Raw genomic sequence first — 13,912 nt, forward strand, 5'->3', positions numbered from 1 at the left:
ACAACGTCCACAACTCTTCCGGCGCCATCCGCTCGACAAGCGCAGCAGTCATCACCCCAGACTGCCGCAAGATCCAGCCAACTGAAATGGCGTCTAAGTAGTGGATGAGCCGGGGGGCCGTGGAAGGGGTGGAGGCGGATGGTGGGGACGTACTCATGTGCCCTCCTACCAGGCGGTGCGTGGCACCGGGGACGGGTGGCGCGAGCGGATGCGGGCGGGGAGAGAGGGGCGCCGGGTCACTCGGGGCTTCGGGCGATCCGGCGTCATCGGTCAAGGGTCTGATTCCACGATCTTGCGATCGCATGCCGGTGGACGCCACACTGAACCCGTGCACTTCACCTTCGTCAGCGATCACGTGGCCCTGGACTTCGCCGCGACCTTGACCTGGCGCACCAGCTATCCCATCGAGCTGCTCACGGAGCCGGCCGATCTCGCCGCCTGGGCCGTACAGGCCGGGCTGACCGACGACCCGGGGCAGGTGACCCGCGCGGCGCTCGAACGCGCCCTGCTGTTGCGCGAGGCCGTCTACCGCACGGCCGTCGCGGCGGAGCGCGGCGCACAGGCCGACGCGGCCGACGTCCGGCTCATCCGCGAACGGGCCTCCGGCCCCCAGGTCACCGTCGCCCTCCAAGCGCTGGGCCGGGTCGAACGTCGGGGCGACATCGAGCAGGTCATGGCCACCGTTGCGACCAGGGCGGGTGAACTGTTCGGCGGCGACGACCGGCATCTCGTACGTCCCTGCGCCGGTTCGACCTGCACCCGGCTCTTCCTGGACCGGTCACGCGCCGGGAGCCGCCGCTGGTGCGACAAGCTGTCGTGCGGCAGCCGGGCCAACGCCACGGCCTACCGTCGCCGCCGCAAAGCGGCCTCGGGCCCTGACCCTCGTACGGACTGAGTGGCGGGCCGAGCGCGGGGAACCCGTGGGGCATGAGGCTACTGACTGCTTTGTCCCAGCCGTCGGCAGCACGGCCGACGCTGGACGCCATGCGCAGTTACGTCCCCGTGAGCGCGGGCGTGGCGGCCGCGGCGCTGACGGGGTCGCTCGGCATCGATCCGGACAACGCCTGGTACCGCTCCCTGAGCAAGCCGCCGTGGCAACCGCCCCCGGCCGCCTTCGGCGCGGTCTGGACACCGCTGTACGTCTCCATCGCGGCCGCCGGCGGCCGCGTCCTGCACCGCGCGACCCGGGACGAGCGCCGCGGCTGGACCCGCGCCCTGACGACCAACCTCGCCCTGAACGCCGCTTTCGGCTGGTCCTTCTTCAAATCCCGCACGCCTTACGCGGCCCTAGCCGTCAGCGCGGTGCGGAGAGGCTCGCCAAGCCTTCCTCAAGCTCGTCCAGCGCTCTGCGCGCCGTGGTGATGCGCTGGCGGAGTTCGTCTTCCGAGAGGGTGGGAGGCGTGGCCGGTGGGGGCGGCGGCGGAGTCGCCTCGGTGGTGGGTTCCTCCATGGTGCGGGCCTCGTCGAGGGAGTTGATGACGACGCCGATGAGGACGTTGACCAGGACGAAGGAGGCGATGAGGACGTAGGAGGCGTAGTAGACGATGCTCCAGCGGGAGATCTCGAGGCCGGCGCGGACCGCGTCGCCGAGGCCGTCGAGCGTCATGAGCAGGAAGAGGGTGAGCACCGCGCGTCCGATGGAGCCGAAGTGCTCGGGGTCGGCGGCGGCGAAGAAGACCCAGCCCACCATCGCGTACACGTACAGCAGCAGACCGCCGACGAGCAGGAAGCTGACCGTGCCGGGCAGGCTGCGGCCCACCGCGACGAGCACGATGCGCAGTTGGGGCAGGAAGCGGGCGGCGCGCAGCACGCGGGCGAGCCGCAGCAGGCGCAGCACGGTGGCGTTCTCGCGGACGACGGGCAGGAACGCGCACACCACGACCGCCACGTCGAACAGGTTCCACGGGTCGCGCCAGAAGGCGCGCGGGCGGTCGGCGTGTGCGGCGATCCGCAGGAGGATCTCCGCCGTGAAGACGGTCAGGAAGGCGTGTTCCACCACCTTCAACTCGTCGTCGAAGCGGTCGCTGACGCCGCTGTAGGTCTCGATGCCGAGGACCGCCGCGTTGGCGAGGATCACCGCGAAGACGGTGACGGCGAACCAGCGGGCGTCCGTGACGGACCGGGCTCTGGCGGCGACGGCGGCGGCCCTGCGGGGCGGGTCGGTTAAGCGGATCGTGTTGCTGCTCACGGGAAGTGGATCTTACGTGCCCCGTGGGTGGTCGGGATCGCCGGTCGTCCCGTCGCCGGTCACTATGTCTGGCGGCAGAGGTGTCGGCCCGGCGGTGTCAACGGCTGTGCGCCGCCGCCTCGTTCGGGGCGGTGACCGTAAGCGGGCCGGTGGGGCTTTCCTCGGGCCTGGATCGCGCCAGCCACAGGCCGGTGAACACGGCGGTGGCCAGCGTGACGGCTCCGGCGGCGAGGAAGGCGCTGTTCAGGCCCGCTTCGAAGGAGGCGCCGCCCGACTGCCGGGTGCGGACGACGGCGCCGAGCAACGCCACGCCGAGCACCGCGCCGATCTGCCGGGTCGTGCTGCTGATGCCCGAGGCGAGGCCGCCTTCGTGCGGGCTGACCGCTTGGATGGCGGCTCCCGTCAGCGGCGACATGGTCAGGGCGAAGCCGGTGCCGACGACGGCGAGGCGCCACCACACGTTTCCGTAACCGGTGTCGGCGTGCACCGTGCCGAGCGCCAGGAGCCCCAGTCCTGCCAGGGCCAGGCCGACGGTGACCACGACGCGGAACCCGTACCGCGCGGCGAGCCGGCCCGCGTAGGGGCTGACGACCACCATGGCGAGGGAGACGGGCAGCGTCTGCAGTCCGGCGCGCAGGATCGAGCTGCCCTGTACGTACACGAAGAACTGGGAGAAGAAGAACGAGGAACCCATCAACGCGAACCCCGTCACGACCATGGCGGTGTTGGAGACGGTGAACAGGCGCTGCCGGAACAGTCGCAGGGGCAGCATCGGAGCGGGATGACGCGCCTCGACGGTGACGGAGGCGGCGAGCAGGACCGCCGCGATGGCGAAAGCGCCGAGGATCAGCGGTGACGTCCAGCCCCGGGCGCCGCCCTCGATCAGTGCGTACGTCAGCACGCCGACCGCCAAGACCGACAGTGCCGTGCCCGGGACGTCGAGCGCGGGGGCGTGCGGATTGCGGGTCTCTTCGAGGCAGCGCAGACCGAGCAGGAGAAGGAGCACGCCGATGGGCAGGTTGACGAGGAAGATGGCGGGCCAGCCGAAGGCCTCCGTCAGTACGCCGCCGGCCACGGGGCCCGCGGCCAGGCCGATGCCGCTGAGCCCGGCCCACAGCCCGATCGCCTTGACGCGTTCCCGGGGTACGGGGTAGGCGGCGGCGAGCAGGGCGAGCGAGGCGGGGCTGAGCGCGGCGGCGCCGATGCCCTGAAGCACCCGGCCGGTGATCAGCCAGCCGAGCGAGGGCGCGAGGCTGCACACGAGCGAGGCGGCGGTGAAGACCGCGACGCCGGTCAGGTAGACCCGCTTGCGGCCGAACCGGTCGGCGAAGACGCCGCCGGACAGCAACAGCATGGCGACCAGCAGGACGTACGCGTCGACGATCCACTGCAGGCCGGTCAGCCCGGTGTTCAGCCGGTCCCGCATGTCGGGCAGCGCGGCGCCGACGATCGTGTTGTCGAGCAGGACCATGAACTGACCCAGGCAGGCCACCGTGAGCAGGACGACCCGGTTCGGGCGACTGCCTACAGGTGCCGCGGGCGCCGCGGGTGATGCGGTCATGGGGTTCCTCTCGCTTGTCGGTCGGCCGCTCCAAGCCGATGTGGTCAGCCTCAGAGCGTCCTTAAAGCAGCCGACGGCTGCGTTAAGGACTGTAAGGCCGACGTCGCGCAAACGCAACTCCCTACTGCGTTAAGGTGGTGACCATGAGCGAGTCAGAGCGATCCCGGCGGCCCGGCGGACGCAGCGCCCGCGTCGCCGCGCAGGTGCACCAAGCCGTCACCGACCTCGTCAACGAGCGCGGCTACGGCAACTTCACCGTCCGCGACATCGCGACCCGCGCGGGCGTGGCCGACAGCAGCGTCTACCGCCGGTGGGGCAGCCTGGAGGCGCTGCTCAGCGACGTCACGCTGAGCCGCCTCAACGCGCAGTCGCCGATGCCCGACACCGGGAGCCTCGACGGCGACCTGCGCACCTACGCCGCGAACGTCGCCCGGGAGATCACCGGACCCGACGGCCTCGCGCTCCTGCGCCTCGCCTTCGCCCTCTCCGGCACCGGCGAGGACGGCGTGCGGGCGCGCGACGCCCTCCGCGCCGAACGCACCCGGCAACTGCAGTCCATGCTCGACCGCGCACACGACCGCGGCGAGAACCCCCCCGACGCGCTCGACTTCCTGGACCACGTCCTGGCCCCCATGTACATCCGCGTCCTCTTCGGCATGGGCCTCACCCCGGACTACGTCGACGACTTGGTCGACCGGATCCTCTGACCGAGCCGGACGCGGCGGACTACAACCCCTTCGAGTAGAGGGAGAAACGCCTGTGGCCCGGCGCTCCCTGCGTGAACCCCAGGTAGAGGCGCCGGTTGCTGTGCCGTACGGCGAGCCCTTCCGGCTCGCGCGGGCTCAGGTGCGGTGCCGTACGGTCCGGGAAGTCCACCTGCGAGACGCCGGTCTGCCAGTTGACGCGGCCCAGGTAGGTGTTGCCGCCCGACGCCGGGGGGTTGTGGGGGCCGTAGCCGCTGCCCATGAGGTGGTACAGCGTGTTGCCGGTCAGCGCCATGCCCTGGAACGGCAGGCCGAGATGGGCGTCGGGCTGCGGGAAGTCGGCGAGCGGGCGGAACTCCCGGGCGACGAAACGGGCGAGGTCGTACACCGCGAACCGCGGCCCGCCCTGCGTCTTGTAGCGCAGCAGGAGCCTGCGGCGGCCCCCGTCGATGGTGACGCTGTTGCTGGTCGAGCCCGGCACGGGGTGGTAGGTGGCCAGACGGCCGCTGTGACGGGTGAGGACGCGGCCGTCGACGAACTGGAACGCGCAGACCCCACGACCGTAGCCGGAGGCCGGATGCGCGTCCCACTCCGTCCACAGCCTGGTGCCCTTGCCGTGCCGCTCGACGCCCATCGCCCCGCCGTGACCGAAGCCCTTGAGGAACATGGAACCGGTGAGGACGCCACGGTAGTTCAGCCGGTTGAGGCACAGGTCCCCGTTGCGGGCGCGCTCGTCGTGCGTGTACGTGCGCTTCTCGCCCGGCAACCGGACACCGCCCTGCATGACCTGCAACGCGTACAGGCAGTGGTGTGCCTCGTCGAAGGCGAACGACTGCATCACGGTGCCGTGCCGCAGGCGGACCTTGGTCAGCCAGGCGGTTCCCGGCGCGGACCGCCCGAGCGCGTCGTCCCCGGCGTCCGTCGTGGCGGCGCGCGCCGCCGAGGCCGGGAGCCCCAGGTTCAGGGCGAGGAGGGCTGCGAGCCCGAGCGCGTTCCTGCGGGTGGGCGGCTGGGGGACGAAGTCGGCCATGGAGGCCACCTCTCGGCTTGTCGACGTGTGGTGGGGCGACCGGCGCACGGGCACAGCGGCGTGCCCTGCCACCGGGCGGTTGGTACGAGGTGCGTGCGGGCACCGCCACGACGGGCGGCCCGCGCCGCGCGCCGACCGGGCTGGTGGAAGCGGTGGGACGGGCGTCGCGGCCTATACGTGCTCGCCGTCCGGTCCCGGCGGCTCCGATCGCCCGGCGGGGACAGCCGCGGGGGCGAGGGTGGCCGGGGTGGCGGAGGACAGGACGAGGACGGCGTGCGCCGCGTGCGTCGTCTGCTTCATGCGGGGATCAATGACCGGAAGCGTCCGCCTCTAACAGCGTTTCACCCTCCTACACCGCGAGCCTGGGGCGAACGGTTGACTTGTACGATTTCTCGGCGCCGGCCGGCGCCGACCGCGACGCGGGAAAACCGCTCGCGCCGCGCCGGACAGCGCGTGAGGATCGACGCACGGTGTGCGGCGCTCAGCGTGGGAGGAACCGGCATGACCGGGCGGGTGACATTGCGACAGGTCGACGAGGGGACGCTGGAGGAACTCCTCGCGGTCGCCGTGGAGGACGCGACGCCCGAGGAGGTCATGCCGCCGGTCGCGGGTCCGCCGGGATGGACCCCCGAGCGTCGGGAGGCCTTCCGGGCGTGGCATCGAGCCCGCCGCGCCGGACTCACGGGCCCCCTGCGGGAACGTACCTTCGCGATCACGTACGACGTACGGATCGTGGGCTCGGCCCGGCTGGCCCTCCGCGACCGCCCCGACGCCCTGGAGACCGGCATGTGGCTCGCCCGCTCATGGCGCGGCCACGGGGTGGGGACCGCCGCGCTCGGCCTGCTCCTGGAAGAGGCCGCGGAAGCCGGCGCCCAGGTGGTCGTCGCGGACACACTGGCCCACAACACGGCGGCACTTGCCGCGCTGCGCCGAAATGGCGCGCTGCTTGTCGCCGACGGGAACACCGACGACATCCGCGCCGAACTGCCGTTGCCGCCCTCCACCCAGCGCTGACATCAACGAGCGCAGGAGGCCGGGCCCGCCTTTCAGTCGGCCGGACCGAGGCTCCGGGCGAGTGCGTCCAGTGTCACGTCGACGATGGCGCGCAGGTGCTCGGTGCTCGTTCCGGCTCTGCTCATGACGGCGAGGGACTGGTTGACGGCGGCGAGGTGGGTCGCGTAGGACTCGGCGGTCTCGTCGGGCAGGCGGGCCGCGCTCATCGCGGCGCGCAACCGGGTGTGCTGGAAGCCGATCGCCTCCCGTGCCCGTGCGGCGATGCTCGCGCTCAGGACCGGGGTCGCCATGACGGTCTGGGCGACCAGGCATCCGTCGGGCAGGTCGGGGTCCGCGATGCGGTCCAGGGTGATGTCGAAGAACGCCCGCGCGGCGGCCAGGGGCGCGTCGGCGGCGCGGGACAACGCGGCGTCGTACTTGCCGCCGTAGCGCGTGGTGTAGCGCTCGAGGCAGCGCAGGAACAGCGTGTCCTTGTCGCCGAGGGAGGAGTAGATGGAGCTGCGGTTGAGTCCGGTCGCCCGGGACAGGTCGTCGACCGAGGTGTCCGCGTAGCCGGACCGCCAGAACTGGATCATCGCGGCGTCGAGCGCCGTGTCGATGTCGAACTGCTTCTTGCCTGCCATGCGGGCGCCTCTTCCTGGTCTGTCGTCCCGCGGACCATCATCCCATCTTGAACTGATCGGTTCAAGATGGGCTAGGGTCGCGTCAGGGTCCTCGACCGGGACCTGTTGGCTGGAGGAGAGACATGAACGACTCAGCAGGCGCCCCGCACGAGCCGAGCAACCCCGTCCCCGGCCTGCCGCTGCCCGGCCTGGCCGGCTTCTCCCACCGCTGGGTCGACGCGGACGGCGTCCGGCTCCACGCGGTCCAGGGCGGCAGGCCGGACGGGCCGGCCGTCGTCCTGCTCGCCGGGTTCCCGCAGACCTGGTGGGCCTGGCGCGAGGTGATGCCGCAGCTCGCCGACCGCTTCCGCGTCGTCGCGCTCGACCTGCCGGGCCAGGGCCACTCCAAACGCCCGCACATCAGCTACGACACGCACACGGTCGCCGCGCACGTCCACGCCGCGGTCAGGGCGCTCGGGGTCTCGACGTACTGGCTGGCCGCCCACGACATCGGCGCCTGGGTCGCGTTCTCCCTCGCCCTGCGGTACCGGAGCGCGCTGCACGGTCTGGCCCTGCTCGACGCCGGCATACCCGGCATCACCCTGCCCGACGCCGTCCCGACCGACCCGGGACAGGCGTACAAGACGTGGCACTTCGCCTTCCACCTCGTGCCCGACCTCCCCGAGACGCTGCTCACGGGCCGTGAACGGGAGTACGTCGGCTGGTTCCTGAAGGCCAAGACCCGCTCCTCCGCCACCTTCGACGACGCCGACATCGAGCGGTACGCCGCGTCCGTGGCCGCCGACGGTGGTCTGCGCGCGTCCCTGGCCTACTACCGGGACGCCGCCGAGTCGGCGCGGAAGAACCACGAGGCGCTGGCCCGGCAGCGCCTGACGGTTCCGCTCCTCGGGATCTCCGGCAGCCACGGCTCCATCCCCGACATGGCGGCCTCGCTCGAACCGTGGGCCGACCGCACCACAGGCGTCGTCGTGCCGGACGCGGGGCACTTCATCCCCGACGAACAGCCCGGCGCCGTCGCTGCCGCGCTGACCGACTTCCTCACCGCAGCCGGTCCGCGTCCCGCCGCCCGGCGAGCGGCCCCGGCCGTGCCCCGTACCGCTGAGGCGGTCGGCACGGCCGGGGCGCCCCGCCCATCAGACTGAAGGCGCCAACTCCGCCCGCTCCGAACGGCGTTGCGCCGCCAGTGCCGGGTCGAGCGCCGGGACGGCCGCGAGGAGCTGCCGCGTGTAGGGGTCTTGCGGGTCCGCGTACACCGTCTCCGCGTCGCCCTCCTCGACGATCCGGCCGCCGCGCATGACCGCGACCCGGTCGCTGACCTGCCGTACGACGGCGAGGTCGTGCGCGATGAAGACCAGGGCCAGGCCCAGCTCGCGCTGCAACCGGCCGAGCAGCGCGACCACTTGGGCCTGCGTCGTCACGTCGAGCGCGGAGACCGCCTCGTCGCAGACGATCAGGTCCGGGTCCCCGGCCAGGGCGCGCGCGATCCCGACCCGCTGGCGCTGGCCCCCGCTGAACTCGTGCGGGTAGCGGTCGTAGAGCCCGGCGTCGAGGCCGACCCGTTCGAGGAGATCCCCGACGCGGGAGCGGATGGCACCCTCGTCGCGCTCGCCGGACGCCCGCAGCGGGTCGGCGACCGATTCGCCGATGGAGCGGCGCGGGTTGAGGGAGGACTGCGGGTCCTGGAACACCATCTGCACGCGCCCCCGCCGGGAGAGGCTGCCGGACGTGGGGTCGAGCAGCCCGACGAGCATCCGCCCGAGCGTGGTCTTGCCGCTGCCGCTCTCGCCGACGATGCCGAGGGTCTCACCCCGGCGGACGGCGACGGAGACACCGTCGACGGCGGTGTGGGCCGACGCGCCCTTGCCGAAGACCCGCACGACGTCGACGGCTTCGATCAGCGGCGGTTCCGGCGCGTCGTCAGCCACCGGGAGCGGCGTCCTGGGCGCGGGAGCCGCCGCGATGCGGGGGACCGCCGCGAGCAGCGCCCGCGTGTACGGCTCGCGCGGCGCCAGCAGTACGTCACCGACCGGCCCCCGTTCCACGGCCTCGCCCGACCGCATGACGAGCACGTCGTCGACCGACTCCGCCGCGACCGCCACGTCGTGCGTGACGAGGAGCAGGCCCATTCCCGTCTCGGTACGCAATTGGTGCAGCAGGTCGAGGATCTGGGCCTGCACCGTGACGTCCAGGGCGGTGGTCGGCTCGTCGGCGATGAGGAGCTGTGGCTCGCAGGCGAGTGCCATCGCGATGAGCGCCCGCTGCCGCATGCCGCCGGAGAACTCGTGCGGCCTGGACCGCGCGCGCCGCGCGGCGTCCGGGATGCGGACCCGTTCGAGGACCTCGACGGCCCGCGCCCGCGCCGCGCGCCGGGACACCCGGTGGTGCACCCGGTAGACCTGGGCGATCTGGTCGCCGACGGCGTAGTACGGGTCGAGCGAGGACAGCGGGTCCTGGAAGACCATCGCGGCCCGGCCGCCGCGCAGGGAACGCAGCTCGGCGTCGTCCGCCGCGTTCACGTCCACCCCGGCCACCTTCACCGAACCGGTGACCTGGGCGCCCGTACCGCGATGCAGGCCGAGCAGCGCGTACGCCGACGCGCTCTTGCCGGACCCCGACTCGCCGACGACGCCGAGCGCGCGGCCCGGTTCGAGGGAGAACGACAGGTCCCGTACGGCCCGCACGTCGCCGAACGAGACGGAGAGACCGGAGACTTCGACCAGGCTCACGCGAGCACCACCCGTCGGTCGGCCATCGCGTGCAGGACGTCCGCGACGGTGTTGGCGAGGACGACGAAGAACCCGGTGGTGAGCACCAGGCCGACGACGACCGGAAGGTCCACGGTCTTGACGGCGTCGACGAGTTCCCGGCCCACTCCGGGGATGCCGAACAGGGACTCGGTCAGGACGGCGCCGCCGAACATCGAGCCGACGTCGAGCGCGGCGAGGGCGATGACCGGGGCCAGCGCGCCGCGCAGGGCGTGCCGCCCGACCAGCGTCCGCTCCCCGACCCCGTACGCGCGGAAGGTGCGGATGTGGTCCTCGGCGAGCGTGTCCAGCATCGAGGCGCGGGTCATCCGGGCGTACGGGGCGGCGGAGAACAACGCGAGGGAGATCCACGGCAGCAGCAGGTTCCACGCCCACTGCTCGGGGTCGTCGGTGAACGGCACGTAGTCCGGGAACGGCAGGATCTGGAGCCAGGTCACCAGCAGGATGATGAGCAGCAGGCCGATGACGAAGACCGGGGTGGCCATGCCCGCGAGCGTGACCCAGGTCAGGACGCGCTCGGTGACACGGCCGCGCCGCCACACCGAGAGCACCCCGGTGCCGACGCCGAGGACGATCCACAGCACGAAGGCGCCGACGACGAGCGAGGCGGTCGCCGGGAGCTTGGCCAGGATGAGGCCGGTGACCTGCTGGTCGCTCTGGTAGGAGAGGCCGAGGCAGGGCGCCTGGCAGTGCATGACCCCGGTCCCGGTCGAGTAGTCGCGCCCGGCGAAAAGGGCCTCGACGAAGTGGGCGTACTGCACGTACAGCGGGTCCCCGAGGTGGAGTTGGTCGCTGACCTGCGCGACCTGCGCGGGGGAGCAACGCGGTCCGCACGCGATCTGCGCGACATCGCCGGGGGCGACGTAGAAGGCCGCGTAGACGACGATGCTGAGCGCGACGAGGACGAAGACCGCCCCGCCCGCGCGCCGGAGCAGGAAGCCCCTCATGCGTCGGCTCCCTTCGCGCGTCGGCCGGTGCCGATCCGCAGCCGGGACTCGGCGCGCGGGTCGAGCGCGGTGCGCACGCCGTCGCCGAGGACGGTCAGCGCGAGCACGGTGACGAACAGCAGCAGGGCCGGGATCAGCAGATAGCTCGGAGCAGCCTGGTACCAGGTGTCGGCGTCGCTGAGCATCTGCCCCCAGGACGGGGTGGGCGGCTTGATGCCGACACCGAGGAAGGACAGGGACGCCTCCACGACGATGTTGGTGGGGAAGAGCAGCACGGCGTACGTGATGACGGGCGCGGCCAGCGCCGGGAGCAGCTCGCGCCGGGCGACCTGCCGGCCGCACCAGCCGCTCAGCCGGGCGGCGGCCACGTGGTCGAGCGACTTGAGCGCGAGGGTCTGCGCCCGCACGATCTTCGAGGTGCCCGCCCAGCCGACGAGGCCGATGACGACCGCGATCAGGACCGGGCGCGGGAAGGACGCGGGGACGACGGCCAGGGCGCCGAGCGCGATGACCATGACCGGCAGGGCGACCATCACGTCGGTGACGCGGCTCAGCGCCTGGTCGACGAAGCGGTTGCCGAGCCCGGCCGCGAGCCCGACGGCGACACCGATCGCCACCTGGACAACGGTCGCGGTGAGGGCGACGCCGAGCGAGACACGTGCCCCGTAGACGACACGCGCGAACAGGTCGCGGCCGGTGAGCGGTTCGACACCGAGCCAGTGATCGGCGCTGATCCCGCCGAACGAGCCGACCGGCACGCCGCCGGTCGCCGAGTCGACGAGCGTCGGATGGTACGTCGTGGGGTCCTGCCCCTCGATCGCGGTGAGCAGGGGTGCGGCGAGGGCGACGAGGACGAGGAGGGCGACGACCGCGCCCGCGACGAGGGCCGCGCGGCGGGCCCGCAGGCGCCGCCAGAACGTACGGCCCCCGGCGGCGGGGGCCGCGACCACGGCCCCCGCCCGTTCCGTCTCCTCGGTGAGGAGTGTCTGTGCCATGGCTACTTGACCGCGACCTGCGAGACGTCGAGGACACCGGTCCAGTCACTGATCACGACGTTCTTGACGGACTTGCCGTAGAGCCGCTTGTAGACCGGGTGGAACAGCGGCACCGTCAGGGCCTGCTCGCCGACCTTCTTGTCGAGCGCGCCCCAGCGCTTCGCGGCGGCGCTCAGGTCGGTCAGCTTGTTGATCTCGTCGATCTCCTTGTTGACCGAGGCGTCGTCGAGCTGGGCCGCGTTGAAGTTGTATCCGGCCTTGACGATCTGGCGGCCGTCGAAGATCGGCGCGAAGAACGGGCCGCCGGAGGGCCAGTCGGCGCCCCAGCCGGCGAGGAAGAAGCCCGGCTCGGTCTTCACGTCGTGGATGGTGTCCTGGTAGTCGTTGTCCTCCAGGCCCTGGAGCTTGACGGTGATCCCCGCCTTCTTCAGCGCCTCCTGGATCGCGGTGGCGATCTCCGGGCTGGTGGCGAAGTCCTTCTCGTTGGAGTGCGTGAGGGTGACGGTCAGGCTCTTCGCGAAACCGGCCTCCTTCAGCAGCTCCCTGGCCTTGGCCGCGTTGCCGGACTTCCCGGCCGGGAAGTGGTCGTAGGGCGTGTAGCCGAAGGACTTCTGGTCGGGCAGGAAGGTGGTCGCGGCCTCCGCGAGCGAGGAGCCGCCCGCCGCGTTGACCACCGAGGAGCGGTCGACGGCGTAGGCGATCGCCTGGCGCACCTTCGGGTCGTCGAACGGCTTCACCTTCGGGTTGAAGGCGATGTAGTTCGTGTAGCCGAAGTGACCGGTCCCGACGCGGGCGGCGAGGTCCTTGTCGCCGCTGACCTTGGCGAGTTCGGCCGGGCCGAGGTTGGTGTCGGTGGTGACGGCGGCGGCGTCCGCGCCGCGCGACGCGGAGAGCCGCTGGTTGATGACGGCGGAGTCGAGACCGGAGCGGACGTCGATCCGGTCGGGGTAGGCCTTGCGCTCCTCGTCGGTCGCGGCCGACCAGTGGGTGTTGCGCTCAAGGACGAGATGCTCGCCGTCGCCCTCATTCTTCACGACCTTGTACGGGCCGGAGGAGAGCGGGTGCTGCTCGTACTTGGTGCCCTTGTCCTCGGCCCGCGGCACCGGGGTCGTCTGCGTCTGGGTGGCGAGGTAGGGGAACTCGCCCTCGGGCTTGTTCAAATGGAAGACGATGGTCTTCTCGTCGGGCGTCTCGATCGAGTCGAGGCCCTTCTTGTCCTTGTACGGGCCCTGATAGTCGGCCCCGCCGACCAGCCAGTCCCGCAGATAGGGCGCGCCGCCGGACAGCTCGGCGGCGAAGGACCGCTCGATGCCGTACTTGATGTCGGCGCTCGTGATCTTGGAGCCGTCCTCGTACTTCAGGCCGTCCTTGAGCGTGTACGTCCACACGGTGGCGTTCTTGCTCGGCGTGCCCAGATCGGTCGCCAGGTCCGGGACGACCTTGGCACCGGCCGCGCCGTCCTCGCGGTTGCGCGTGGTGAGCGTACGGAAGACGAGCGAGGGGATGTTGCCGCCGCCGGAGGTGTAGAGCCGGGCGGGGTCGAAGTCGGTCTGCGGGCTGCTGTTCAGGACGGTCAGCGTGCCGCCCTTGTGCGGCGTGCCCGAGGCTCCGGCGGAACCGGCCTTGCTGTCCTCGGGGCCGCAGGCCGCGGCGCCCGCGCCGACGACGAGTACGGCTGCCGCCGCGGTGAGGCGGCGCGATATGAAGGGCGGTTGACGCATCAGGACATGACCTCTCGAAAAACTGCCATAACGGGATGAAACCGCGCAGGCGGCACCGAGGGATCGGAGAGCTGGAAGCGACCGGATCGCCGGGGACCGACATGTCTGCCGCGCCTGCGGGTGAAGGGGGATGCGGTGCGGGTGCGCGGTCGAGAACAAGGGCGACGCGCACGCCGGCAGGCGTCAGCAACAGTGGACGTCGGAGACGCAGAGCCCGGTCACACCGATGAGCGCCAGCCGGATGGCGGCGTTCGCGAGGGTGAAGGGGCTGCGTGACATGCCAGGAATATGAATCACTGGTCCGGGGGATGTCAACGCGGGGGTGAGACGGACGTCTCGACATGTGGACTGATGGGGTTCGGGG

At 71.8% G+C, this 13,912-nt stretch carries 15 protein-coding genes; 5 read left to right on the top strand and 10 right to left on the bottom strand.

Features of this window, described 5'->3' with window-relative positions; translation table 11 throughout:
* The first annotated feature begins 328 nt into the window (after positions 1-328).
* Both ABZ877_RS30835 and ABZ877_RS30840 read left to right on the top strand, forming a co-directional pair.
* Positions 329-895, top strand: a complete 567-nt coding sequence (locus ABZ877_RS30835; protein WP_361077739.1) for an ABATE domain-containing protein — start codon at positions 329-331, stop codon at positions 893-895.
* 89 nt (positions 896-984) lie between these two features.
* A complete protein-coding gene (locus ABZ877_RS30840) occupies positions 985-1,362 on the top strand; it encodes a TspO/MBR family protein (RefSeq protein ID WP_361077741.1) in 378 nt (125 codons plus the stop codon).
* Here the strand turns inward: ABZ877_RS30840 and ABZ877_RS30845 are convergent.
* Complete coding sequence (locus ABZ877_RS30845; RefSeq protein WP_361077856.1) at positions 1,295-2,173, bottom strand: ion transporter; 879 nt, start codon at positions 2,171-2,173, stop codon at positions 1,295-1,297. The two genes, ABZ877_RS30840 and ABZ877_RS30845, sit on opposite strands and share 68 nt — an antisense overlap.
* Positions 2,174-2,285: 112 nt before the next feature.
* Positions 2,286-3,749: an MFS transporter gene (locus tag ABZ877_RS30850; protein WP_361077743.1), complete on the bottom strand. Its 1,464-nt coding sequence runs from the start codon at positions 3,747-3,749 to the stop codon at positions 2,286-2,288.
* Positions 3,750-3,892: 143 nt separating this feature from the next.
* Here ABZ877_RS30850 and ABZ877_RS30855 point away from each other — a divergent pair, with 143 nt between their 5' ends.
* The gene (locus ABZ877_RS30855; protein ID WP_361077745.1) at positions 3,893-4,456 is read left to right on the top strand and encodes a TetR/AcrR family transcriptional regulator; all 564 of its coding nucleotides are present in this window, start codon (positions 3,893-3,895) and stop codon (positions 4,454-4,456) included.
* A 19-nt stretch (positions 4,457-4,475) separates the two neighbouring features.
* Here the strand turns inward: ABZ877_RS30855 and ABZ877_RS30860 are convergent, their stop codons facing one another.
* On the bottom strand, positions 4,476-5,483 hold the full coding sequence (locus ABZ877_RS30860; RefSeq protein WP_361077748.1) for a teichoic acid biosynthesis protein C: 1,008 nt from the start codon (positions 5,481-5,483) through the stop codon (positions 4,476-4,478).
* Between the two features lie 171 nt (positions 5,484-5,654).
* A complete protein-coding gene (locus tag ABZ877_RS30865) occupies positions 5,655-5,783 on the bottom strand; it encodes a hypothetical protein (RefSeq protein WP_361077751.1) in 129 nt (42 codons plus the stop codon).
* Positions 5,784-5,984: 201 nt separating this feature from the next.
* On the opposite strand from ABZ877_RS30865, the gene ABZ877_RS30870 reads away from it, so the two are divergent.
* Positions 5,985-6,497, top strand: coding sequence for a GNAT family protein (locus ABZ877_RS30870; RefSeq protein WP_361077754.1), 513 nt, complete (start codon positions 5,985-5,987; stop codon positions 6,495-6,497).
* Between the two features lie 32 nt (positions 6,498-6,529).
* On the opposite strand, the gene ABZ877_RS30875 is transcribed toward ABZ877_RS30870, so the two are convergent.
* Positions 6,530-7,120, bottom strand: a complete 591-nt coding sequence (locus tag ABZ877_RS30875) for a TetR/AcrR family transcriptional regulator (protein WP_361077757.1) — start codon at positions 7,118-7,120, stop codon at positions 6,530-6,532.
* A 122-nt stretch (positions 7,121-7,242) separates the two neighbouring features.
* Here ABZ877_RS30875 and ABZ877_RS30880 point away from each other — a divergent pair, with 122 nt between their 5' ends.
* Positions 7,243-8,262, top strand: a complete 1,020-nt coding sequence (locus ABZ877_RS30880; protein WP_361077761.1) for an alpha/beta hydrolase — start codon at positions 7,243-7,245, stop codon at positions 8,260-8,262.
* Here ABZ877_RS30880 and ABZ877_RS30885 read toward each other — a convergent pair.
* The 5 genes from ABZ877_RS30885 to ABZ877_RS30905 form a co-directional block, all read right to left on the bottom strand.
* Positions 8,254-9,846, bottom strand: a complete 1,593-nt coding sequence (locus ABZ877_RS30885) for an ABC transporter ATP-binding protein (protein ID WP_361077765.1) — start codon at positions 9,844-9,846, stop codon at positions 8,254-8,256. The genes ABZ877_RS30880 and ABZ877_RS30885 overlap by 9 nt on opposite strands.
* Complete coding sequence (locus ABZ877_RS30890; protein WP_361077769.1) at positions 9,843-10,832, bottom strand: ABC transporter permease; 990 nt, start codon at positions 10,830-10,832, stop codon at positions 9,843-9,845. The genes ABZ877_RS30885 and ABZ877_RS30890 overlap by 4 nt, the downstream gene beginning before the upstream one ends.
* Entirely contained in the window at positions 10,829-11,827 is a 999-nt protein-coding gene (locus tag ABZ877_RS30895; protein WP_361077771.1) for an ABC transporter permease, read from the bottom strand. The genes ABZ877_RS30890 and ABZ877_RS30895 overlap by 4 nt, the downstream gene beginning before the upstream one ends.
* A gap of 2 nt (positions 11,828-11,829) precedes the next feature.
* Positions 11,830-13,548 carry an ABC transporter substrate-binding protein gene (locus ABZ877_RS30900; RefSeq protein WP_361077774.1) on the bottom strand — a complete coding sequence of 573 codons (1,719 nt, stop codon included), beginning with the start codon at positions 13,546-13,548 and terminating at the stop codon, positions 11,830-11,832.
* Between the two features lie 183 nt (positions 13,549-13,731).
* Entirely contained in the window at positions 13,732-13,827 is a 96-nt protein-coding gene (locus ABZ877_RS30905) for an Ms4533A family Cys-rich leader peptide (RefSeq protein WP_361077777.1), read from the bottom strand.
* Positions 13,828-13,912: the final 85 nt, after the last annotated feature.

Source organism: Streptomyces sp. NPDC046939 (assembly GCF_040644575.1).
GTDB lineage: Bacteria > Actinomycetota > Actinomycetes > Streptomycetales > Streptomycetaceae > Streptomyces.

What these genes read in the sequence shown, in the direction of transcription:
- ABZ877_RS30880 (WP_361077761.1), top strand. Translation starts at nt 7,243, where the DNA reads ATGAACGACTCAGCAGGCGCCCCGCACGAGCCGAGCAACCCCGTCCCC.
- ABZ877_RS30875 (WP_361077757.1), bottom strand. Translation starts at nt 7,120, where the DNA reads ATGGCAGGCAAGAAGCAGTTCGACATCGACACGGCGCTCGACGCCGCG.
- ABZ877_RS30870 (WP_361077754.1), top strand. Translation starts at nt 5,985, where the DNA reads ATGACCGGGCGGGTGACATTGCGACAGGTCGACGAGGGGACGCTGGAG.
- ABZ877_RS30860 (WP_361077748.1), bottom strand. Translation starts at nt 5,483, where the DNA reads ATGGCCGACTTCGTCCCCCAGCCGCCCACCCGCAGGAACGCGCTCGGG.
- ABZ877_RS30865 (WP_361077751.1), bottom strand. Translation starts at nt 5,783, where the DNA reads ATGAAGCAGACGACGCACGCGGCGCACGCCGTCCTCGTCCTGTCCTCC.
- ABZ877_RS30855 (WP_361077745.1), top strand. Translation starts at nt 3,893, where the DNA reads ATGAGCGAGTCAGAGCGATCCCGGCGGCCCGGCGGACGCAGCGCCCGC.
- ABZ877_RS30840 (WP_361077741.1), top strand. Translation starts at nt 985, where the DNA reads ATGCGCAGTTACGTCCCCGTGAGCGCGGGCGTGGCGGCCGCGGCGCTG.
- ABZ877_RS30890 (WP_361077769.1), bottom strand. Translation starts at nt 10,832, where the DNA reads ATGAGGGGCTTCCTGCTCCGGCGCGCGGGCGGGGCGGTCTTCGTCCTC.
- ABZ877_RS30905 (WP_361077777.1), bottom strand. Translation starts at nt 13,827, where the DNA reads ATGTCACGCAGCCCCTTCACCCTCGCGAACGCCGCCATCCGGCTGGCG.
- ABZ877_RS30850 (WP_361077743.1), bottom strand. Translation starts at nt 3,749, where the DNA reads ATGACCGCATCACCCGCGGCGCCCGCGGCACCTGTAGGCAGTCGCCCG.
- ABZ877_RS30900 (WP_361077774.1), bottom strand. Translation starts at nt 13,548, where the DNA reads ATGCGTCAACCGCCCTTCATATCGCGCCGCCTCACCGCGGCGGCAGCC.
- ABZ877_RS30895 (WP_361077771.1), bottom strand. Translation starts at nt 11,827, where the DNA reads ATGGCACAGACACTCCTCACCGAGGAGACGGAACGGGCGGGGGCCGTG.